We start from the raw sequence: 22553 nt of genomic DNA, 5'->3' as shown, positions 1-22553 counted from the left end.
CTTCATTGTCGCTGCACGACACCAGAAGAGGTAAAATCTTATCAAGATGAATCGATCAATTCACTCATGGCGATAAACCTTTCATGGCTCTACTTTGCGTTATTATGATCTTTGTTATTTTCATGTCTGTTAAAGTTATGGGGTATGTTCGAAGCGTTAGTGATAGTCATAAAGAGCAGGTTAGTTCCTTAACCAAAAACATGAAAGAAGAAAGAGGTATTCATTACAAACTACTAGTAGAAGAACGCAAACGTTCAGATAGACGAGAAAGAGAATTGTTCATAAACTTAGAAAAGAATACAGAACAATTAGAAGGTATTGCTACTACCCTTAAAAAAGTTCAATTTAGTTATGCTAACTTAGAGAATAAAGTAATGCAAAACTTCGAGTATCTTGAAAGTGAAATTGAAAATGTAAAAATGCAAGTAACCAAAAAGGAAGGCCACGAATAATTCCTGGCCTTTTTGTTTTCTAAACCTAAAAATCTCTTTAAGTTTATAGACTTTGTATCAAAATTTTAAAAACCTTTTATTCAAAACCGATAACAATCCATTCATCTACAAAATTCCAAAAGTGAACATTATATTTAGGCTGACTCTTAGCTGACCAAAAAGTAGCATTGTTATTCTTACAATTTTCATAATCTATAGCTATGTAGCTCCCTATACCATTACTAAAGAATCCAAAAGATGTTTTTAAATTAATCCGTATAGGTTCTTCCAATTCATCTATAATCCCCCACTCTAAGTCATCATCCCCAAAGTAAGTTATAGCTTCTAATGGCATCAATCCCATCGATTCACTTGTGTAATCATAAAATCCATTATGAACATTTTCGTAAAAGTCCCTAATAGATTCAGGAATTTCTCTCCATGAAGATTCTAATTCCTCATTATTAAAACTATCTTTAGGATTTCTTCCTTCATAATATAAATCTTCTCCACCTTGATTTTTTATTGTATACAAGATTGAATAGGTGTCCTCACTTACCATCAGTTCAATATCCTCAAGGTATTCTGATAAGTAAGCAATAGTATTAGATAAATTATTATCTACATATTTTTTCCATATACTTAAAATTTTCTCGATTCTCTTTTCTCTATCATGTTCACTAAATACTTCCACCCATAAAGCAGGAATTAAAGATGAGTTTATATTCTTAAATTCATTTACATTAATCAATTGAATACCTTCATTATACTCTCTTAATATATCTAACTTAGAACTCATTTTTTTCCCATCCTTTTTAATATTATTTTATATTATTCTTTGTTAAAATCATCAATTTGTTTTTGCAATATTCTTTCAAGCTGTTTTTCTCTTGTAATCATCTTGCTCCTAAAGTCAGGACTAGTTTGATCCTCCGACTTTCCCTCCACTTGCTAGCGAAGGTTCAGGGAATAAATTCGGGATCTCAATATTTTTAATCTTCTCCGCGACATTCTTCATACTACTCGGCAACTTATTCATTAATGCCGTTACTTCTTCCAACTTACCAACTATATATCATGGCTTTTTTACTTTTCCGCTGAAGTTCGTTCTGTCCCGTCTGGTAATATTTCTACACCTTTAAAGATGGCGGATACGTTGTCTGCTGTTTTTACTAATTTAATTTCAATTATACTAGCAATTTGTATTTTCCTTAATTTATAAAAAATACTTTTATGAAGCTATAGGTCCCCTATTAATAAAAAAGCACTTGTTGTCTTTAATCGACAATCAAGTGCTTTAAATTCAACTGGTTTTATGTAGCATAATTTTGTAATTTTTCTAGTAACAGTATGAAACCCTTCATATGTCATGACAAGTAATACGTTAGAACTTACGAGTTTGTACGAGTTCGTTAGTTTACTATACACTCCATGTCTTTGTACCCGCCGCACAATAAAATATCATCTCGCCTAAGCTTGTACTTCGTTTTCTATTCTATCATTGCACATAGTACTCTATGATGGTACAACCATCATAAGTTATTCATTCAACTTAGATATAACTATTACTGTGAACCTTTTAAAGGTTATTATTTTTCACTTCCTCAAACCACTCATCAGCAATATGCCCAGCCGTTTTAACATCGTCATTTGTATATACTAAATCATACTTATACTCAGCTTTAAACTTTCCACTCTTAACATCATATATTAATTTCATCTCTGTTGGCATGTCTCGTTCATATTCTTTGCACAATTCTTTTATTTTTTTGATGTCTTCACATATTATACGCAATACCGTAAACCCTCGTTTTGGAGATACATCATATCTTTCATCCCCATTCTCCAATGCATCATTCACTTTATGAGGCTCTACATACTTATTATTAATTAAATAAAAGAATCTACCTGAAATAATACCTTCTTCACGTGAAGCATAAACATATACTTTATCGGCTCTATCTTCAACAAATTCCATACATATAGCTATCATATCTGATTGCAATTCACTAAATTTATCTTCAAATTCTCTCATACTACTTTTTTACTCCTTAAATTAATTTTTAATGACTTGGAAGTCCGCCTTACCGTCTATAGTGTAATTAACTATAATTTTGTCTGGACGCATATCATTCCCAGAGTATATTATATCAACCTTAACTCTTACTTTTTTTGGTGGTGTTTCTTTTAAATCCGCAGCCCATTTTTCACTTGCTTCTTTCCATTCTAGTGGATCTTTAGGTGCTTCACCTGCCTTATATTTCCTTTCACAATATTCATCATACTTCGATTGCAACTCAGCATCTTTAAATCTGCCTGTATTATCAAGTAAATCAGAATTACCTTCTCTAACTTCACCCGTACCCTTACCAAAAACCTTCTCCCCATTCTCCTTCATAAACTGATAAGCATCTTTCAGAGCGTCTAATCCTCCGCCTCCTCCATTCCCAATGCCAGCAAACGAAGTTTTAGGGCCAAAATTCGGGATCTCAATATTTTTAATCTTCTCCACGACATTCTTCATACTACTCGGCAACTTATTCATTAATGCCGTTACTTCTTCCAACTTACCAACTATTTATGAATTTAAAGTATACCAATCAATTAAAAAAGCACTTGTTGCCTATCATAGACAATCAAGTGCTTTAAGTTCATTTATTTTTAAATAACATTAAATTTCATCTATTTTTAAGTAGCATTAAATTTGTAAGTTTTATGGTAATAGTATGACACCTTTTATATGTCGTGACAACTACTGCGTTAATACTTACGAGGTTACGAGTTCGTTAGTTTCATGTCCATTCCATGTCTTTATATTCGTCGCATAGTAAAATGTCACCTCGCCTAAGCTCGTACCTCGTTTTCTGTTCTATCATTGCACGTAATACTTTATGATGGTACAACCATCATAGAGTATGTACTTTTTAACAGCCTATTTTAAATTACAACATCTTGGTAACCTACTTCAGTTACTTGTTCATCTAATAGACGAAGCCCTAGTCCATTTTCTATATCCCATGTACAATTAAATGTAATTCCAATATCTCGTCCTTCAAAAATACCCGTATATGGAACAATAATTCCATCTAGATTGATCATTTCTAGTATTTTATCAGTGGTTTCAACTAATGGATAACTTTCATTTACTTCAATATCATAACCTAGTTCATGTCGCCCTTGTTTATAATACTCTAAAATCGGTTGCAAAAACCTTTGTTGCAAGTGTTCCCAATTTTGCATAAGCGAAGTGTATGCTACATATTATTCTTCATCAAATTGACCAGACTCATCACCCTTCACTATCAATGCTATTTTGACTTCATTTCCAAAAAAACTAATGGTAGTATCCTTAGACCACACAAAATCATATTCGAGTTTACCGAAAACTGAATCATTTATTCTCATTTTAATTCTCCCTTTTATTTGCTCGCAAATCCTCTCGGTTCAAACGCTTTTTTATTTTAGTTTAATTTCTCTATGATTGAATTAACTTTTTCTGAATATAAATCTGGATCGTCCTCTCTTATCTCAAGAAGAATTCCTTTAATTATTTGTTTAGTTGAGCTATTTACATTTTCTAATGCATTAATATAAGATACTACTAAACCTTTTGAATTTAATAGTGTCCGATGAATTCTTTCCGCCCAGAATTCTGCATGAGGTAACATTTTAGGAATACCAATGGCTAATTTGTATAGTCCTTCCTCCATCCCGGAATGTTCAACAATATAAAATATCGTTTCAATAAGGTAATCACCAGCTGATGGCTCAGCAATATCATCCTCAAAAATCATACAAAGATCAGGAATTATATTATTTGTTCCTCTATGTGATAAATCATTGAGAATATTTTCAAACTCCTCAATATTATCTCCTTCATTCTCTAGAAAACGCATTTTGTATAAAATAGAAATATCCTCTTTAAATTCCATTGTGCTCTCCCTCCTTTCTATCCACTATTACTTTGGCTTGCCAAATATCTTCAAATCATTATGCTCATATTTTTTATAGTAATCAATATATTCTTTAAGCTTCTCTCTATTGTCTTTGTTATATAATCCATCTTCTTTCATAATTCGCCTTAAATCATTAATATCAAACGCTAGAGAATCCCGTGGCTTCAAAGACATATATAAATCACAATCCTCTGGCCTTGTTCTTTTACTCAATACATATGTAAAAGTTCTCCTATGCCATACACCATCTCCTGGATGCGAATGCTCTAAGAACATCGCATAACTATCTTTAGTTTTAATCTCAAACTCTTCTTGCATATATTTATTAGGCGGCATATGGTGACCTGTTATATTGTCCCCTTTTGCATTGGGCAACCTTCCAAACTCTCCATGATTCAACTCATTTGGAAGCAATTCTGTACTTATTTGTGGTATATTTCGTCTCGTATCATCCACAAATCTTTTATAACGTTCTTTAAGTCGTACTTTAAATTCATCATAATCAATTTTACCAGTACCCTTAGTATACTTATAAAATTATACGTGTACCGACTTATTTCTACGCTAAAATACAAAAAAGCACTCGTTGCCTTTCGTAGACAATCAAGTGCTTTAAGTTCATCTGTTTTTAAGTAGCATAAATTTGTAAGTTTTGTAGTAACAGTATGACACCTTTTGTATATCATGACAACTACTACGTTAAAACTTACGATTTTGTACGAGTTCGTTAGTTTCATGCCCATTCCATGTTTTTATATTCACCACCATGTAAAATGTCATTTCGCCTAAGCTCGTACTTTGTTTTCTATTCTATCATTGCACATTGTACTCCATGATGGTACTACCTTCATGGACAACATGAATTTCAGCATATCATCATTCATGTTGTCCAAAGCATAAATATCTCATAAAAAGCACCTAATGCCCTAAAAGGAAATCAAGTGCTTTTTAGTTAATTACATCATCAATTCATAATTTAAAAATACTCTTGTTCAATTTCGCAAATAACTACTCGGAATAAGGGTTATAATCTATCTCAACCTTACTAAGACCATCTAATACTTTCTCTATCCTATTAGTCAAATCTGCTATTTCTTCTTGTGTCAGTTCGTTTGTAACATCTAAATCTTTAAACATACTTAATCTCTTTGTTATACCTTCAACATATCCAATAAAGACCTTATTTTTGGATAACAATATTTCACCTACAGCAGTATCAACAATAAAGTCTTCTACCTTTCCAAGATTTATATATTCATTAACAGTTCTTGCTATTGCATATTCATGTCCCCTATTTAATTTTAAATAATCATTATAGTCTTCGTTAATCGCCTCAAATATTTCATTATATTCCCAGTCTTCCATGATATCACTCCTCTTTTATGGTTTAAGTCTTTCACCGTTATTGTGAATAACTTCCAATTTAATATTCTTATATTTATTAGCAAATTCAGCTATTACTTTGCTACAACTATCACACGTATCTAGTTCTGTGAATAACTTAATTTTACCAGTAGCATTTACATCATCACCCAGTTTTAAAGCAATTTCATTCAAAATCTTATACTCAGTGTCAGAATCTCGCATATAAGGTTTTCCATCTTTACCAGGTGCTAGAGATGCCTCAAAAATTGGCTCATTTGGTTTTAATGAAATTTCAGGAACTTTTTCTTCTAAATTCCCTTTAAATTCATCTATTTTACTTGAAGCATAAAACTCCTTTTTGTTTAAACTATTAACATCCACTTCTGCAAGGGCAAAATTACCAGCTTTTTTATATTTACTTGATAAATTCCCTCTTAGCTCTTTCACTCTATCAATTATGATACATTATTATTAATCCTCCAACTTCTTTGCATAAAAATAGAACCAACGCTTCTTCCATTAGAAACATTGGTTCTATTCTTAGTTATAATATAAATCTATTTTTTCTTTTCATTACATCTTTCATTTAGAGCAAACGATGATTAAGTGGCAAGATATTTTAAAACTAGTCTTTAGTTTCATTAACTTAAAATTACCTTTAGTTTTATCTACCACTCTGGCCCCTTCCCACTACTTACTGCTTAATTACAATTATGCAATAGGTTAGGACATAATTTTTCATTAGAAAATTATTATTATCCTTCAAATTCATCCCAAATCACTGTTCCTTTTTCAAGAATAATATTATCCAATGCGTCTAAAGCATTCTCTCCTGTCCAACCTATTGATTCAAATATTCTTCCTGATTCTGATATATATACATCTATTTCAAAATTATAGAGTGAACCTACAGGAATAACTTTATCATCAATAAAATTTTCTAAACCAAAACACAAACTATCTAACACACCTATCACTTCTTTAATGCAAGTGGTATGTTTAGATATTTTCTTAGACCCATCTGAACGAATCTTTTCAACATTGATTCGTAATTCTCCAAACTCCTCCATAAATTTTTTTGCACTTTCAAAAACTTCAAAGCCTCTTTCTTCAAGAAACTTTACATTTTCTGATATGTCTATTTTTCTACCCTCATACCATCCCGCTTTTTTCAATTCTTCTATTGTCTTATTTGATATTCCCATATTCATTCCTCCTATTTATCATTATCAATATTATAGAAATCAAAAAACGTTCTACTACAATTCTCACAAGGTTCAGCAAAACCACCTTGTAGGTTTTCCGTTCTAATCATAAAATTATCCTAATGGTCGTAAGCACATTGTTGGAAATGAAGATATCATTCATAGTGATTTTGTCTTTGACGCGCTCTGTCGTTTGGACATAGGAACAGCAATTGTTTCTTTCATGCCGATGATATTTCCAGTTTTATATTTATCAATCGTTAAATCTCATATGATTTCTATGCCAATTTTTTATCTGTTAGCATTCTGAAATTAGAGTTATAATTTAATAATTTTTAACTAGTCATTTCTCAATTGCATAAATGTAAAAATGACTTTGGAACAATAATCCAAAGTCATTTTTTATTCATATTCTTAAAAACTCTTTTATGAAACTGTCCATATTTATAGCATATATTAACTACTAAAAAAACAATAAATCAGCCTACTTAAATTTCAACTGATTCATTTAATCTTTTCACTGCATTATTACAATTATGAATTCATTTATATATATTATTATCCTAGTTTTTATACCATTTATTAATTCTGTTAGTTTATGCATCTAGGTACTACTTAATTTTGCAGTAAAAAACTATTTGTAAAATAGAATTTCTCTTTCTTAGGAATAATATTGCTTTAAATTATTTATGCCTTTAATAAAATTTTTAATAGAATTTTCATCTGCCATTAAATTACTTAAATAAAGTAAAAAATCAAATTCATCTTCATCATCTCCGAAGGTTAAAACGAATGGACTTATATATGGTTTGTATATAATATTACAGACAAGGACTTCCTTTATTTTTATTCTGAAATTACGCTTACCATCATCTAATATTTCATTTGTGCAATTTATTTCATCTGGCTTAGTTTCATACCTTTTATCATTATATTGGAAATATAATTTGCCATCGTCAATATATAGCCCTAATAGCTCACCATCTTCACTAAATCCACCTTCTCCATTTTCTATATCATTTATACTATTTGCATCAACTAGTGAATATCCTTCTGGTGTTATATTAATATATGTGTTCTTTTTAGAATAATTATCTAAAAATATCATAACTAACTCCTCCTAATGAATTAACCCTAATAGTGTATTTATTACATCATCTTTTTTCATGGATTTTTTAATAATACTACTCCAAATTTCGTCGTCATTTATATATGTGCCTTCTTTAATTAATTTCTTCTTAGTTTTACTAAATAACCATTGTGAATCTGGACCTATTGGATTATCATATTTTTCCATATTCCTCGCTTCTAATCCTGCTCTTTCTTCTGCTGTCATGTCTGCTCTAGCTGTAACTTTCTGTTGATTACGTGCATCAACAACATGTTTTGCTATGTCTTCTTTAGAAAATCCTTCCGAAGTCATTCTTTTAATATCAATTTCTAATTGTTTAGATGCTTCAAGATAATCCTTCCTAACATTTTGCATTCCTTTTACCCAATCAACATCAGTAAAATCATATTCTGGTTTATGGTATGCAGTACCTTCATTTGGTAAATACCCATATGCTCCATTATCATCAGGGTGTATCTGCTTAAGTACATCTGGCTTTACTTCTTCTAAGGGTATTCCTTCACCAGTTTTACCTACTCCAGCTTTTCTTATCCCCTCTTCAGGAACTTTCTCCCCAGATAACCGGTTCGCATTTTGCGCTTGCCCAGCAACCTTCGTACCATTATTCAAATTCAACCCATCAAAAAACGTCGCCGATTTCTTCTCAATCACTGGCGCATTTTCCACAGGTATTTTCTTCTCTATATTAAGAGAAAGATTATCGAATTTCTTTCCAGATAACCGATTCGCATTTTGCGCTCGTTCTGTAAGAAGATTATCAGCCTGCTTCAAACGAGATCCGCCTTCTTCTAACCCTACTTTGGAAGCACCTTTAATTGTTGTCGTACTAATACCTGATTTTAAGCCTGTTGTGACATTTCCAAAGGCATGCAATCCTTTAGCTACAGGTGCTACATCTACGAATCCCAACACACCTCGTAGCCAACGTTCATTTGTATCGAGTTTCCGTTGTGTCAGCCAATCTTTTCCCGTTGCTGCACTGGAGACTTCCATTACACCAACACTCGCTGTAAAGGCAAATAATGCTGCACCAGCTGGTGGAAAGAACACTGTGGCACCAGCTAACAATAGCGTCGTGCCCAGTATCCCCACATCACGCCAAAATTCCTTATTTTGTTGTTGATCTTTTATTGAGTCATAATTAAACGCTCGGCTGTTTAATCTTCTCTGTTGATAGGTCTCATAAGACATGTTGTCTTTTGGATTCTCTTTCTTATATGCGTCAAACTCTGCCTTTAAACTGGTCATAAAAAAGTTGTTGGAAGAGAAAATATCACTCACTTTGATCTTGTCTTTTATGTGCTCCGCTGTTTGTCCATAGGACCCTGTCATAATTGTTTCTTTGGCGCCAATGGTGTTGCTAGTTTCATATTTATCAATTGTTAAATCTCGCATCGCTTCTGCGAAGGCATCCATATCTTCATAAAACGGCTGGTCGATTTCAGTGTCGATGAGACCGCCTACTTTTCCGCTAAAATCATGGAGCACATTGTAATCTTTTTGTAATTCCTGATATTTTCCTTTTTGACTCTTATACGGACGATGGACAACTCGATCCTCATCATAATCCCAAATGGAATCTTTTGTATCCTTCATCATATCAAGTTTTAACTTAATTACAGCACATCCCTGTTAAGTATATCTCGTGCTTTATCGTAGTCGAGACATAAAGAATGATAAACCTTTGAAGTGGATTGTAAATACTATCCTTTTTGTCAGTTTCATTATACAACCACTTATTTCCTTATAATCTCCTCAAAAATTAAGAACAAGTGTAAAATAGAATCTTTTGCAACCTTTAAATTATTACAGTTATCGATGAGTTATAAAGGAAATGACTCTAGAAAAACACACGATTACTAAAAAAATTATCAAACAATAAAAAAACTAATCACCTATCACATATAGATGATTAGTTTCTTTTATCTCTGTATACCGAAAAAATTCCTGTTACTTATTTAAAAATATTCTATGAATTTTGGAACGGACTCTCATAAAGCCATGCCAAATAAGGATCTTTAACTATTGTCATATCTTTATTATTAAGGTTATACCCTAATGCGTTACATTGAGTCGCTACAAAGTATGGTAATATTTCTTTCCAACTTTTAAATACTACTTTACCATTGTGATTTAACTTCTGATTTAATTCTCTTAGCTCTTCTTCTATTAATGAAATACTTAATAACTTCATACCTTCTACTTCTATCAGCAGGAAATCATTTTTGTATTGTAGTACATATGCTCCTCCTTTCATATACAAATCCATTACTACAACTTCTCTATACAAAAGTTTTAACATATCTGGATCAAGAGTTAATTGAGATTCATCTCCTAAATTAATTATAACTCCCTGATTTTCCATTCTTAAAATATTTTTAAGTACATTTACAGCATCAAGTTCAACAAAATTATCAAGATTTAAATACTTCTTAGTTTCAGTTAGTACATCTTTACTTGTAGCTATTACTATATATTCATTTTTGTTCAACTTTACCTTAGCTAACGAATTATCAGAATTACATAGACAATAATATGTTATTGCTTGTCTTGAAAGCATTTGAATTAATTCATGTAAGGAATCCTTCTTTTTACTTATTTCTATAATTCTATTTCTAACATCATCGTTATACATTTTTATACCTCGATTTGATAATTTTGATTAATAGGCCAATAAAATCTTATAAATCTAATACCGTTTTTTCTTCTACTATTCTATCTACTTCATTCTTTTTTATCCACTTATGAAATACAGAGCGTTCTATAAATTCCATATTTAACTCAGCTCCTACTTCATAATTAGGAGTATAAATTAATATACTATCCTCTTTTTCTGATATAACTTGAAATTCGTAACCTTTATAAAAACAGTTGGTCTGTATATAATATATTTCTCCAACAGCATCCCTTTTTACAATTTTATAATTTATCTTATCATCTAATTGTAGTTTAACGTTTTTACTTTCTTTGTCATAATTAAGAACTTTATACTGTTTACCCATATATAAAGTATATGTACCAAGTAACATAAATACCCCCCTCCCTTTTTACTTAATTTTTATAAATCTACCATTTATTAATTTAGCAATTAACTCCTCATCTCCAGTAATACTGTTCACCCTAAATAGTTCTGCTCCTTCTTTAGGTTCCAAATATGGCATTGTATATTCTGGAATAATATTACCATTAATATCTTTAGTAAATCCATGTCCTGTAAACGGATCTGGTGAGTTGTCAAATCCCTTAGCTGGTGGCCTTGCACCTATCCCCTCCATAGATGACCCATATGGGATATCCAATTTTTCTGCTGCATTTGTTTTAAATCTTATTATTCCATAATCTTTATCCATTCCTACATTAAACGGAGTTCCATTATAATCAAGCCTTAATCCACCATAAACATCTTTCAATGTACTTAATTGTTTAACATCTTGGGCTCTAGTTACAAATCCACCTACGGTATTCCATGGTTCATCTTCTTTTAAGTAATTTTCAATCTTTCCGCCATCGAATACTTTTTGTAATATTGTATCATTGTTCGGAGTTGGAACTGCTTCTCTTACCTTCACCATAATTCTTCTTTGTTCATCTGTCAGTTCAGAGGATAATTTCATTCTCATTGAATTAAATTCATCCAAAGTAACTCCTTCATTTTTTAGTATAGAGCCTACACTCTCCTGAAATGAATTCATTTGATATACGTTTTCTTTTAAGAATTTAACTTCCCCTGCTGTCTCCTTCGAACCATTCTTCAAATTCAACCCATCAAAAAAATCCGCCAATTTCTTCTCAATCACTGGCGCATTTTCCACAGGTGTTTTCTTCTCTATATTAAGAGAAAGATTATCAAATTTCTCTCCAGATAATCGGTTCGCATTTTGCGCTTGTTCCGCAAGAAGACTATCAATCTGCTTCAAACGAGATCCGCCTTCTTCTAATCCTACTTTAGAAGCGCCTTTAATCGTCGTCGTACTAACACCTGATTTTAAGCCGGTTGTTAGATTTCCAAAGGCATGCAATCCTTTTACTACAGGTTCTATATCTATACACCCTGATACATCTCGCAGCACACGTTCGGATGTATCAAGTTTTCGGCCTGTCATCCATTCTTTTCCCGTTGCCGTACTGGAAACTTCCATCGCACCAACACTCATTACAAGAGCACCTAATACTACACCTGCTGGCGGACAGACAGGTGTGGCAATTACTAATACAATCACTGTGCCTAGTATTGCTATATCACGCCAATTTTTTTTGTTTTGTTGTGGATTTTTAATTGAATCCTAAGTAAATGCACGGCAATTCAATGCTGCCTTTTGGTAGGCAGTATAAGATACATTCCCTTCTGAATAGTATAGATTTTTTAATGTCTTAAATTTGAATCCTCTAATTATCTCTAAAAAATAAAAAGAGACATACTCATCTTCCTCTGAGATAGATAAGCTACCATCCAAATCTAATCAGAGAAGAATAAAATATGTCTAATCCTTCCAATAAACCTACTCACTTATGACCGTCAAGTAAAACCAGTTCTCCTAATTTAAAATCATTTTCATCAAAGTCTTTATACTCTATATGCAATGTCTTAAATTCTATTACTCTTACTTTTGAAAATATTTTATTTTTATACCAGCATTACATGATCTAGGATCATTCCACTGTGTTATTTTCCCCCACTCATATATATTTTCGGATAATATTCCTGCTGGATGCCCTATTTGTTCTACAAGCCAATCCCCATGCTGCGCAAGCATTTCTTTATAATCCCACCCATTTATATTTGGGTCATCTATTCTAAGTTCTATAAACCAAATTATTTCGTTTTCAAAAAAGATTTCTACACCGAAATTTTTGGTTCCTATGTTGGTTGGGGATAAAAGTCCTACAACTGTAGTTTCAGCATCTATTTTCATTATTTCAATATCATCTTTATTAAATTTCATAATAACTTCGCTCAGGTTAAGATTAGAAGCTATTAAAACTTTATTAATCTCTAATATACCTTGCTTCAAATTATTCATTATCTTATTCCTCCACCGTTATTTTCTATGTTTTGATTGCCGCTTAAATTTTCCTTATTTCCATTTTATTCAAATCACTATTATTGATTTTAATTATGTTCGAACCATCTGTTAACACCTCTAAAGTATCACAAATACTCTTGTAAACATATTTTCCATCTTTATCAACTTGTTGCAGTAATATAGAATCAAATTCTACGCCACTTTCTCTTAATCTATTCATCATTTGTTCATCCAATATCGGCTTTGCTTTTCCTCCTTTTACAAGGTTCAGCAAAACCACCTCGTAAGGTTTCCGTTCTAACGATAAAATTATCATATCTTGCGCCTTTTAATATTGCATCTCTTGCGCTCCAAACTTCTGCACAATTATCAATATCCCATTTTTTATAATTACCTTTCCTATTCATTTTCTATATGTTTAACTAGATTTTTTTAATCATTTAGATTAAAAACGAAAACCCTTCTCATTCTAACAAAAAGAGAAGGGTTTATTAATAACATATATCCTTATAATATTCAAAACTATCTCTTTTGAGATAATTCATTATTAAAATTAATATAATTATTACTTTAGTATTTCCTTAATACTCCATATATCTACTGTGAAATTTTCAAATTCATATATTAAACAATAATATTTATATATATTCCTACATTCTTACTTTCCCAAATAACAATGTTTTAGCTTTTCTTTTATCTCCTTAGATGGTTGAATTATTGATGCTATATCCTCTATTAAATTTTCAAATTCAAACAATAGTCGAATATAATGTAGTGTAGTGCTATCCTAAGGGGAAGTAAAAAATCCCTCTTGGTAATAGCACTATTTTTATACAGTAAACAGTTGTTCTTTATCTTTTAAAACACTTACAGGAAATTAGTGTTTTATTAAAAAAATGTTTTAGACTGAAAAATTATTTTCTGTACATGAAAGCACCTTTTGTTAAGATAAAACAAATGTCGGTTTGAAACAAAGATGTACCGTTTGTAAGAAAGTCGCACCGTTTTGAAAAAAGTTCAATCGTTTATAAAAAAGATGAACTGGAATAACTTATTCTAGGTAGAAGGGATTTCAGTTTCTTATTAAACAAGTGAGGTCATGTTAGTTTAAAAGAAGCATGCAATTCAATTGCTGTGAAATTAATATTTAGTTTTGTTTTGAAAGGAGAGGTATTAATGGATTCCATTCAAGGGAAATTGGATTTGCTACATAATGAAATAAAGGAAATGGGTGACATAATCGACTTAGATTGGTGTGGCAAATTGTTGTACACCTATTATGAACACTTTAATGATAATAACTTGAGATATAGAGCGGGTTCACTTATTGCTTTTTTAGGACTTCTCCTTGAGTGGGAAGATGAAAGTGGATTCCCATTCTATACAGGTACTGAAGAATACGATTGCCACCATTTTGATAAATACTTAAAAGAGTTTCTGAGGTATTCTTCTGATATTAAGAAGCAATACCCAAATATTTATCTTGTTACTGTTGAATCGCTAATTCAGTTGGATAAAAGAGAGAATTGGGAAAGTGAATTTCCTAACATCCCAAGTGGTCTATTCGATACCGTTAGAAAAAATTTGTTTCGAAATGATGTTAAAGAGTTAAATGATGAGACTTATCAAAAGGTATTGAAAGAAGTAGGCATGCTTTATTAAACTAAAGAGGGTAATGTTTTAAAAAACTTATCCTAAAATGAACAAACTTGGATGCAAAATGAATGAGATATGAAAAGGAGTTGGACACCGTGATTTATGATAAGGCTAAGTACTATTTTGATGATCTTCCAGAGGATCTTCCAATTGAACAAGCATATGTACATACTGGTATGTTTCTTGGGTGGATAATTGAAAATAATTTATTTAGTATAGCATTTGAAGAAAAGTCTAAAGATGACATTAATAGGTTTAAGCATAGACAAATCACTGGTACGCAAATCTATATGAATTGGGGTGGCGTGTTTGCAGACGACATGTTAAATGATGAGGGCAATCAATTTGCAATGTATTACTTTAATACTGATAATCGTTGGAAGTATATGAATGATTATATGGATGTTTTTGTAGATGCCGGCGAAACACTTTATCATGTACAAGACACTTGGGAAAACTATTTTGAATTAAAAGAAGAGATTGATTATAGCTATATGTTTTGGAAAAACAACATACAGAAACTGTAACAGCTTATTATCGAAAAAAATATTAGTTACGAAATACGAAAGAACAGTATATAGAGAGGTTGATAGAGAAGTTGACGTTTTAGAACTTGAAGGCGAACGTGTTGGACGATATGGTAGCGGAGTTAGAAGTTTAACAGTATAGTGGCTTAAAATTAAGGCCGCCTGTAACGGGTGGTCGATTTTTTTTATTCGATCACAGCGAAACAACTTTATTATCACTCAACAGTTCCTTATGATCTCTTGTTTTGCTTAAGCAAAACAAGAGATCATAAGGCTGCAAAGCGCCTTTTCAAGAAAGCCTTGCGGTCTTTTCATGTTTCAAAGCCACGTGTGATAACAGGCGATAAGAATCCAGCTTATCCTATAGCAATTGAAAAGCTAAAAAAAGAAAAAAGCATACCTAACGGTATGCGACTTAGACAACAAAAGTACTTGAATAACATAGTAGAACAAGATCATTGCTTTATAAAGAAGCGAATCCGTTCTATGCTAGGTCTTAAATCTTTTGACACAGCTACATCTATTCTTTCTGGAGTAGAAGCCATGCATATGATTAAAAAAGAACAGATTGCTTTACGGAACCAGTCTGTCCAAAATCAAAAAGAATTCATCCATCAATTGTTTGGACTTGCAACATAAGATACGATTCCGTTAGGAATATATATGCTTTATTCTCTTTTGTTTTATTTTTGCACAAGAACCTGTTTTAGACTTGATGCTTCCGCCTAATTATGTAAGTACAAACTATACAATATGTAACTTCTAACTATTCTTACTTAATCTTCTTCTCTCTTTTTCTAACCGTCTAAAAATCACACATATAACACCGCCCGCCACTGTAAACAGAATGCCAGGCACCAATAATAAAAGTCCCCCTCCACTCATCCAAATTAACGCTATTCCTAAAATCAAACATATAATTCCAATTATCATCTGACCTCTTTACCACCCTTTACATAAAATTTCACCATGTTTGTAAAAACATTCTGATAAAATTATACCTCTTTACTTATAACAAACTCAACACTACTAAACTATCTGTTTCTCCCCCTTTCCTTCAAGAAATAAAACCCTACGATTCCATTTTTCTCATACTATATATTATTATAATACTATATAGTATGATAGAGTAAAAACGAGAGGAGATTATTATGGTAACGATTGGAATTGACCTAGGAACAACGAATAGTTTAGTAGCCTATTGGACGGATCATGGTGCAACCCTTATCCCAAATGCACTTGGCGAATATCTTACACCATCTGTCATCAGTGTTGATGAGAGCGGTGAAGTTTTAGTCGGACGCATCGCCAAAGAACGGCTGATTACCCATCCGCACGTTACAGCATCAACGTTTAAGCGATTTATAGGAACAGAGAAAAAATACGAGTTAGGTATGTATACATTTTCTTCAGAAGAACTTTCATCTTTTATCATTCAATCTTTAAAACAAGATGCAGAAGCTTATTTAAACGAAGCGGTTACTGGTGCTGTCATTAGCGTACCTGCTTATTTCAACGATGCTCAGCGCAAAGCGACAAAACGAGCTGCTGAAATTGCTGGATTAAAAGTTGAACGTCTCATTAGTGAGCCAACGGCAGCTGCTATCGCTTACGGACTGAATCAGGAAGCGGCAGAGACAAAATTTCTTGTATTTGATTTAGGCGGCGGAACATTTGACGTGTCCATTTTGGAATTATTTGAAGGAGTGATGGATGTTAAATCAATCGCCGGCGATAATTATCTTGGAGGCGAAGACTTCACAAACAGTCTCATGTCCTTTTTTTTAGAGTCACACCAACTCGATTCCGATTCCCTTGACTCAAAAACGCTATCTTTAATTTATGCACAAGCAGAACGATGCAAACTTACATTATGTAATGAGCCTGCCGCGATTATGAAAGTCGTTATTCATAATGAGACGTATGAAACTCGCATTAACAGAAGTGAATTTGAAAAATTAGTAACCCCGCTCCTCTTACGGCTTCGCTATCCGATTGAACGCGCACTTCGTGATGCGTCGCTAAACCCTAAGGATTTAGATGCTGTCATTCTAATTGGCGGGGCGACAAGGATGCCGCTTATCAAATCCGTCATTTCTAAAATGTTCGGACGCATGCCTCATGCGAATATTAATCCTGATGAAACGGTTGCTTTAGGTGCTGCGATTCAAGTTGCTTTAAAAGAACGAAACAAAGCACTAGAAGAAGTTATCTTAACGGATGTTTGTCCATATACGTTAGGAACTAGTGTTGTTCAAGCGTTAGGAAACGGACAACAAGAATCCGGATACTTCTTCCCGATTATTGAACGAAATACACCGATTCCCGTAAGTCGAGTGGAACGACTTTATACTGTCAATGATAGACAACACTCCATACTTGTCGATGTTTATCAAGGAGAAAACCGCTTGGTTAAAAATAACTTAAAACTTGGCGAACTTAAAATTAAAGTCCCTCCTGCTCCTGCTGGACAAGAGGCGATTGACATTCGTTATACATATGACATAAATGGCATTCTCGAAGTCGAGGTAATAAGTACAACAACTGGAGAGAAAAAAAGAGCAATTATCCAACAAAATGCCGGAAATCTTACAGAAAAAGAAATTGAAGCTAGACTACTAGAATTGAAGGAAATTAAAATTCATCCACGAGACCGGTCCGAAAACCGATTGCTGCTCGCAAAAGGCGAACGGCTCTATGAAGAATTACTCGGTGACGAACGCCAGAAAGTCGCTATCTTGTTACAGCAATTTGAAAATGCGCTCACAACGCAAAATGATAAAAAAGTGAAAGAAGCCGCTCATGTATTAAAAGAGCATTTAGAGCATATAGAAAGGTGGATCAGTCATTCATGAGCATTTGGGAAACGTTAGAAATTGAGCCTACCGATAATGTTGCAGCTATTAAAAAGGCTTATGCAAAACTTCTAAAGATTTATCATCCCGAAGACGATCCTGAAGGATATCAGCGGCTGAGAGAAGCATTTGATAAAGCGATAAAAAGCGCAAAACAAATGAAGACCGCACCTCCCTCTCAACTAGAAAAAACAGATGAAAACGAAGGAAATTCCTATATCCATCCTGTATCTCCTACATGGATGGATGGTGACGCTGAACTTACCGCTACTCTCGTTTCAGAACATCCCATTCACGCATTTACGGAAAAAATCGAGACGCTGTATAACGATTTCTTTGCACGAATCGAACCGAAAAATTGGGAAGACTTATTAAGTTCCGATGTGATATGGGACGTAGAACATGCGGCAGTGATTCAAGATAGATTAATAGAATTTTTACAATATCATTACCATTTCCCCCGCTCGATTTGGGAACTTCTCGACAATGTATTTCGCTTTAGTGAGCAAAGAGAGGAGTTAGAGTTTGAATACGGTGAAGAAACGGTACAATTTTTGCTAGAGAGAATGAGCGGCGAGAAGGAAATGCGTTATGATCTTTTCAAGAAAAGTGATGATTTAGATTTTGAAGCGTATTTTCATTTACGTGAAGAAGTCCAGCTCGCACTTATGAATAATAACTTAGAAGCAGCAAAAAGTGCACTCGATTTTGCATATGAGCTTTATCAAGAAGATCCGGAACTTTTACGTATGCAGGGCATTTATTATTTACGCATCGAAAATAAAGAACGTGCGTTACAATCATTCAATGACATACTTGTCATTTGCCCAGATGACCTGGATGGTTTACTGTATCGCGCTCAGATTTACTATGACCGCGGGCAGTTTGCAGATGCTATCAAGGACTGTGAGCATCTACTTTCGATTGAGCCGGAGCATATGGACGCACAGTTCTTATTAGTGAAGTATTCGTTCGAATCAGGTGATATAGAAACTGTAGCCACTAGGGGGTTAGATGTGGTAAAGCGTTATCCGGAGCGCGTAGAATTTCGCTCATACAGTATTCGAATTCACACTGAAATTCCAGAGAAGAGACAGAAACAAGAAATAAATACGAAGTTTATTATCCACTATGCGCTATATCTTTTATTTATATTTATTAGCCGCACCTGGGTTTATTTGATCTTTATGATTCTTATTGTTTTAACCCCATTACCATCTAAATATGCATTACTTCTCCTACTCCCACTTATTTGGGAAGCATGGAAATTCGTTAGGCTTAAAACATTAGCATAAGGAGGAGACAGAATGCCTGTTTTATATAAAAGAAAACGAGAGAAACAGCTCGAACTATATTTCCGCTGTCTGTCTTCCGTTTGTTTGAATTGTTTTTATCTTACAAACTACTTTACCCGATATGAATTCACCCTTATCAGAGACCGCTTTATTGGGAAACGTTTTTTGAAGAACGTGTTATGGGCATGGAAGATCGAAAATCCGAAAGAGTTAAAAGAGAAAATCATTTGGTTTTTAGAAGAAGGAACACGGCAGGAATTTAATCGTAAACGCTATCAATTGACTCCTCTTTCCGAGGCAGCGCGAAAGCAATTATCGAAAGACCATCCTGACTATGAAAAACTTTATATTGCTAATTACGGATTACATATTTTGACGGATTCCGGAATTGCAGCGTTTGATTATGCATGGTGTATCTGTTTATGTCGGGTCGGTAGAAGACTCGGTTATTTATCAAAACAGGAAGCAAAGAACTTTATGATACAGGCTGCACGACTTTCACAACATGCTTATTCAGATTGGCACGAGTATTTTAACGCCTTTCGTATCGGCAGCCACTTTAACGCAAATGATATAGAATTCATAAATAAAGATAAGTATAATATTAATTACGTATCGCACTTGTTTGATTATAAAAAAACTCTATTGAGTGTTGTTCCATGGGAAAATAATCTACTTAAAGATTTAAGGTGAACTCCCCCCCACTTACCGGTTATCACCGCTTGAAGTGGGGGCTTCCTGATTCTACAAGCATTGCCTATCTCTTACGAGATCCGGTCTTACACGCTCTCCACAGGCGTAGATTATACTGTTCGGACAAGACCTTGCCCTACAGTTATATAGATGTTATGTACATTTAATAAGCTGGCTGATACGCAATTTGCATTAAGCCGGATTTTTCAATGTTAATCGCTGCATTGTGGTCACGATCCAGTATAGTACCACCTTAATCATTTTAATATCATCTTTATTAAATTCCATAATAAGGTCGTTCAATCTACAATTAGGGGTTATTAAAACTTTCTTAATCTCTAAGATGCCTTGTTTTAAATTATTTATTATTTTATTCCTCCCCCGCTAACTCCAACTTTCCCCAATCAGAAGCTACATGTAACTCTTTATCCTGTTCCACTTCATTATTCATATGCTCCTATCTCCTTTCCCAATTATGTATTATTTTTGTACCGTGCTTTATAATCTACATATTCTTTTTTTGCATCTTGATTATTACTTTTTTGACTATTAAAGTATGTGTGTATCTGTAACATATATTCTACTACTTTTCCCTCTTCATTCTTTTTCTTGTAGTCTATATCAATACTGACTTGCAGTATCTGCATTGGCTCTTTTACTGAGTCAAAATGAAGTACAATTGTCGCCCCATCATATTCATCATATTGTATTTTTAGCTTGTCATTAATAATACTCTGAAATTCTGATTCAGTTAAGCTATATCCAACTGTATTAGGCTGATCAAATTTCTTTGTATCATCGCCTGGCTTCATCTTTAGTTTCCCTATTCCTTTTAAACGATCCACAATTAAGTTAACGTAAGAAACATCAACATTAGAATCTGGACTTTGTTCCTGCCCATTTTTATACATAATATTTGTACTATAAACGGTTTCTTTTTTATAATTTTCGTTTGTCCCTTTTTCCTTTTTATTCTCTATATCAGTAGCAATTGTTTGTGTTGTGTCTCCATATAAACTTTTATCTTTTGTATTATATACACCTTCTGTAGTTTGACGAATTGTTTTACTGTGCTCCCCATCTTCTTTTTGCTCGTACATACTGTATATACCTCTTTGTGTCACATGTGCATATCCATCATCACTCGCAGACATAACCTTCGTCATATCTCCTTCTTCCAAAGCCTTTACAAATGGTTCATAGTCAATCTTCGTTTCTCCTAAACTACACCCTCCCAATAAAGACGCGACTATTGTCATAATAATCATCCCCTTAACTTTCTTTTTCTTCATACCGTCACCTCGTTCGTTACTCTTGGCATTTTCAGTTTGATTATGTTTCCTTTAACATAATAGTATACTTCCTCTCCTATTAAAATCGTAATTGTCCTTCCCTGCTAATTGTAATTTCCCTTCGTCGGGAGATAAATTAAAACGCCCCATAATTAACCTCAACCCCTTCCTAATTATTTATTACTATTGAATTGATTTTTACATTCTAAATATTTCATTTTTGAATTTTGAGTATTTTCAACTTTGTCACTAAAACTCGCAGCAATTTGTTGTCGATGTAACAACATTTTATCTTGATTATTTTTTTTATAATATCTTACTACTAAGGTTATTTCGGTTATACTCATTGGGTGGTCCTTAGTATCTTTGGCAGAATTAAAGCCGATAACAATTGATGCATTTCTAAATTTATCATATTCTAACTTCAAATTATCATTTATTATCTCTTTAAATTGTGACTCTGTTAAACTATAACTAATGCTACTAGGCTCACTAAACTCTTTTATATCTTTGGTGGGTTTCATTTTAACTATACCTTGTAAACCTTCGACAATTAAATTAATAGTCGACACATCTAATTTAGGATTTTCACTTTGAGCTTCACCATTTTTGTATATAATATTGGTACTATATATGTCCTCTTTTTTATAATTTTTTGTTGTATCTTTCTCTTTTTCACTATCAATATCAGTAGTTAATACTTGATTTGTATTTCCATATAAAACTTTATCTTTTGTATTGTATATTCCATCAATAGTTTGATATATCGTTCTATCATGCATCCCATCTTCTTTTTCTTCTTTAGTAACAAAAATCATTTGTTCTTTCAAATGCGCATACCCATCATCACTCGCAGACATTACCGTTTTCATATCTCCTTCATCTAACGCCTTTACCAATCTTTCATACTCAATTTTTGTCCCTGTTTGAGGCTTTGTTTTAGATGAACCACATCCGCCCAATAAAGACGCGACTATCGTGATAATAAGCATCCCCTTAACTTTCTTTTTCTTCACACCGTCACCTCGTTCGTTACTCTTGGCATTTTTAGTTTGATTATGCTTCCTTTTACATAATAGTATACTTCATCTTTTCCTAAAGCTGGTTCGTTACTTACATACT

General features: G+C 33.0%; 22 protein-coding genes and 4 pseudogenes. 7 read left to right on the top strand and 19 right to left on the bottom strand.

Annotation, left to right across the window (positions count from 1 at the left end):
- Positions 1-83 precede the first annotated feature (83 nt).
- Positions 84-452 carry a hypothetical protein gene (locus tag CQZ94_RS26210; protein WP_105587830.1) on the top strand — a complete coding sequence of 123 codons (369 nt, stop codon included), beginning with the start codon at positions 84-86 and terminating at the stop codon, positions 450-452.
- 76 nt (positions 453-528) lie between these two features.
- On the opposite strand, the gene CQZ94_RS26205 is transcribed toward CQZ94_RS26210, so the two are convergent.
- From CQZ94_RS26205 to CQZ94_RS26115, 17 genes and pseudogenes are all read right to left on the bottom strand, one after another.
- Positions 529-1230 carry an SMI1/KNR4 family protein gene (locus CQZ94_RS26205; protein ID WP_105587828.1) on the bottom strand — a complete coding sequence of 234 codons (702 nt, stop codon included), beginning with the start codon at positions 1228-1230 and terminating at the stop codon, positions 529-531.
- 780 nt (positions 1231-2010) lie between these two features.
- Entirely contained in the window at positions 2011-2466 is a 456-nt protein-coding gene (locus tag CQZ94_RS26190; protein ID WP_105587825.1) for an immunity protein YezG family protein, read from the bottom strand.
- Positions 2467-2487: 21 nt separating this feature from the next.
- A pseudogene (locus CQZ94_RS26185) lies at positions 2488-3009 on the bottom strand (DNA/RNA non-specific endonuclease); the annotation flags it as partial.
- 359 nt (positions 3010-3368) lie between these two features.
- Positions 3369-3836 (bottom strand): annotated as a pseudogene (locus tag CQZ94_RS26180) (DUF6985 domain-containing protein).
- A gap of 56 nt (positions 3837-3892) precedes the next feature.
- Positions 3893-4363: an Imm30 family immunity protein gene (locus CQZ94_RS26175; protein ID WP_105587824.1), complete on the bottom strand. Its 471-nt coding sequence runs from the start codon at positions 4361-4363 to the stop codon at positions 3893-3895.
- A 27-nt stretch (positions 4364-4390) separates the two neighbouring features.
- Positions 4391-4762 (bottom strand): hypothetical protein, encoded by a 372-nt coding sequence (locus CQZ94_RS26170; RefSeq protein WP_105587822.1) that lies wholly within the window; start codon positions 4760-4762, stop codon positions 4391-4393.
- Positions 4763-4941: 179 nt separating this feature from the next.
- Positions 4942-5124: pseudogene (locus CQZ94_RS32275) on the bottom strand (hypothetical protein); the annotation flags it as partial.
- A gap of 271 nt (positions 5125-5395) precedes the next feature.
- Complete coding sequence (locus tag CQZ94_RS26160; protein ID WP_044438571.1) at positions 5396-5752, bottom strand: Imm3 family immunity protein; 357 nt, start codon at positions 5750-5752, stop codon at positions 5396-5398.
- 15 nt (positions 5753-5767) lie between these two features.
- The gene (locus tag CQZ94_RS26155; protein ID WP_258166056.1) at positions 5768-6199 is read right to left on the bottom strand and encodes a deaminase domain-containing protein; all 432 of its coding nucleotides are present in this window, start codon (positions 6197-6199) and stop codon (positions 5768-5770) included.
- Between the two features lie 308 nt (positions 6200-6507).
- Positions 6508-6957: an SUKH-3 domain-containing protein gene (locus CQZ94_RS26150; protein WP_105587821.1), complete on the bottom strand. Its 450-nt coding sequence runs from the start codon at positions 6955-6957 to the stop codon at positions 6508-6510.
- Positions 6958-7618: 661 nt separating this feature from the next.
- The gene (locus CQZ94_RS26145) at positions 7619-8065 is read right to left on the bottom strand and encodes a hypothetical protein (protein ID WP_105587819.1); all 447 of its coding nucleotides are present in this window, start codon (positions 8063-8065) and stop codon (positions 7619-7621) included.
- A 12-nt stretch (positions 8066-8077) separates the two neighbouring features.
- Positions 8078-9688 carry a pre-toxin TG domain-containing protein gene (locus tag CQZ94_RS31980; RefSeq protein ID WP_142395940.1) on the bottom strand — a complete coding sequence of 537 codons (1611 nt, stop codon included), beginning with the start codon at positions 9686-9688 and terminating at the stop codon, positions 8078-8080.
- 370 nt (positions 9689-10058) lie between these two features.
- Positions 10059-10724: a hypothetical protein gene (locus tag CQZ94_RS26135; protein ID WP_016127912.1), complete on the bottom strand. Its 666-nt coding sequence runs from the start codon at positions 10722-10724 to the stop codon at positions 10059-10061.
- Between the two features lie 46 nt (positions 10725-10770).
- On the bottom strand, positions 10771-11118 hold the full coding sequence (locus tag CQZ94_RS26130) for a hypothetical protein (RefSeq protein WP_016127911.1): 348 nt from the start codon (positions 11116-11118) through the stop codon (positions 10771-10773).
- Positions 11119-11136: 18 nt separating this feature from the next.
- Positions 11137-12309 (bottom strand): hypothetical protein, encoded by a 1173-nt coding sequence (locus CQZ94_RS31975; protein WP_258166055.1) that lies wholly within the window; start codon positions 12307-12309, stop codon positions 11137-11139.
- A 381-nt stretch (positions 12310-12690) separates the two neighbouring features.
- Positions 12691-13110, bottom strand: a complete 420-nt coding sequence (locus tag CQZ94_RS26120; RefSeq protein ID WP_105587818.1) for a hypothetical protein — start codon at positions 13108-13110, stop codon at positions 12691-12693.
- 43 nt (positions 13111-13153) lie between these two features.
- On the bottom strand, positions 13154-13429 hold the full coding sequence (locus CQZ94_RS26115; protein ID WP_105587816.1) for a hypothetical protein: 276 nt from the start codon (positions 13427-13429) through the stop codon (positions 13154-13156).
- A gap of 860 nt (positions 13430-14289) precedes the next feature.
- Here CQZ94_RS26115 and CQZ94_RS26105 point away from each other — a divergent pair.
- The 6 genes and pseudogenes from CQZ94_RS26105 (at position 14290) to CQZ94_RS26080 (ending at position 20139) form a co-directional block, all read left to right on the top strand.
- A complete protein-coding gene (locus CQZ94_RS26105) occupies positions 14290-14775 on the top strand; it encodes a hypothetical protein (RefSeq protein WP_105587813.1) in 486 nt (161 codons plus the stop codon).
- Between the two features lie 89 nt (positions 14776-14864).
- Complete coding sequence (locus CQZ94_RS26100) at positions 14865-15296, top strand: DUF7832 domain-containing protein (RefSeq protein ID WP_105587812.1); 432 nt, start codon at positions 14865-14867, stop codon at positions 15294-15296.
- A gap of 243 nt (positions 15297-15539) precedes the next feature.
- Positions 15540-15935, top strand: a pseudogene (locus tag CQZ94_RS26095) (IS6 family transposase); the annotation flags it as partial.
- Between the two features lie 512 nt (positions 15936-16447).
- Positions 16448-18151, top strand: coding sequence for a molecular chaperone HscC (locus CQZ94_RS26090; protein WP_105587810.1), 1704 nt, complete (start codon positions 16448-16450; stop codon positions 18149-18151).
- Positions 18148-19446, top strand: a complete 1299-nt coding sequence (locus CQZ94_RS26085) for a J domain-containing protein (RefSeq protein WP_105587809.1) — start codon at positions 18148-18150, stop codon at positions 19444-19446. The genes CQZ94_RS26090 and CQZ94_RS26085 overlap by 4 nt, the downstream gene beginning before the upstream one ends.
- A gap of 12 nt (positions 19447-19458) precedes the next feature.
- The gene (locus CQZ94_RS26080) at positions 19459-20139 is read left to right on the top strand and encodes a DUF1266 domain-containing protein (protein WP_105587807.1); all 681 of its coding nucleotides are present in this window, start codon (positions 19459-19461) and stop codon (positions 20137-20139) included.
- A 473-nt stretch (positions 20140-20612) separates the two neighbouring features.
- Here CQZ94_RS26080 and CQZ94_RS26075 read toward each other — a convergent pair whose 3' ends face one another.
- Positions 20613-21431, bottom strand: a complete 819-nt coding sequence (locus CQZ94_RS26075; RefSeq protein ID WP_105587806.1) for a DUF3952 domain-containing protein — start codon at positions 21429-21431, stop codon at positions 20613-20615.
- A gap of 173 nt (positions 21432-21604) precedes the next feature.
- Positions 21605-22447, bottom strand: coding sequence for a DUF3952 domain-containing protein (locus CQZ94_RS26070; RefSeq protein ID WP_105587804.1), 843 nt, complete (start codon positions 22445-22447; stop codon positions 21605-21607).
- Positions 22448-22553 lie beyond the last annotated feature (106 nt).

The organism is Bacillus sp. MYb209 (assembly GCF_002975175.1).
Taxonomy (GTDB): domain Bacteria; phylum Bacillota; class Bacilli; order Bacillales; family Bacillaceae_G; genus Bacillus_A.
The sequence above is the reverse complement of the archived record's forward strand: the minus strand, read 5'-3'. Positions and strand labels throughout refer to the sequence as shown.